The organism is Sphingomonas sp. SRS2 (assembly GCF_000971055.1).
GTDB lineage: Bacteria > Pseudomonadota > Alphaproteobacteria > Sphingomonadales > Sphingomonadaceae > Rhizorhabdus.
In genome coordinates this window covers 1-734 of the sequence record NZ_LARW01000009.1, presented here as the reverse complement: position 1 = coordinate 734, position 734 = coordinate 1, and the positions used below count along the sequence as shown (strand labels likewise).

The window sequence follows — 734 nt, the reverse complement described above, 5'->3', positions numbered from 1 at the left end:
TAGGGGTTGTGGGGATTCATCGCGAGTTGATGACGGCTGCGGCGAGGTAGATCATTGCGGAGAAGCTTAGATCGGTTTTGCAGGCGCGCATGGCGATGCGCTTGAACTCTTTGAGTTTGCAGAAGAAGTTTTCAATGAGGTGGCGCCATTTGTACATCTCGGCGTCGATCTTGAGTTTCTGTGCGCGTCCGGGATGCTGTGAAATGACAACCTTGGCCCCGCGCTGATCGAGTTCCTCGACGATCCAGTTGGCGTCAAAGGCCTTGTCACCAAGCAGCGCGTCGAAGCCGATGCCGTCGAGCAGAGGTGCAACGCCGATGGTATCATAGCGGTTTCCCGGCAGAAGTTCGAAGCGCACCAGATTGCCCAAGGCATCGGTCAGCGCCAGGATCTTGGTGGTCATGCCGCCCTTAGAGCGACCAATGGCCTGGCTCTGAGTCCCCCTTTTGCGCCCTGACCGTGCCGGTGAACCTTGACGATGGTGGCATCGACCATGGCGTATTCCATGTCGGCCTCCTCCGACAAGGCATCGAAAATCCGCTTGAAAACATCGGCCGTGCGCCAGTCACGGAACCGCCGGAACGCCGTACTCCAGTTGCCGAACATCGTCGGCAGATCACGCCATGGACTGCCCGTCCGGACAATCCATAGCACTGCCTCCAAAAATAGACGGTTGTTCCTCCCGCTTCGTCCCGGGTCGGTCGGCTTACCCAGACAATGCGGTTCCATCTTTG

1 protein-coding gene is annotated in these 734 nt (G+C 58.0%); it reads right to left on the bottom strand.

What is annotated here, in order from left to right; all coding sequences use genetic code 11:
* Window positions 1-16: 16 nt before the first annotated feature.
* Window positions 17-729, bottom strand: a protein-coding gene (locus WP12_RS23740; protein WP_200894426.1) for an IS5 family transposase whose coding sequence is annotated in 2 segments (ribosomal slippage) — window positions 17-438 and window positions 438-729 — 714 coding nt in all. Because the reading frame shifts where the segments join, the coding sequence is not laid out codon by codon here.
* Window positions 730-734 lie beyond the last annotated feature (5 nt).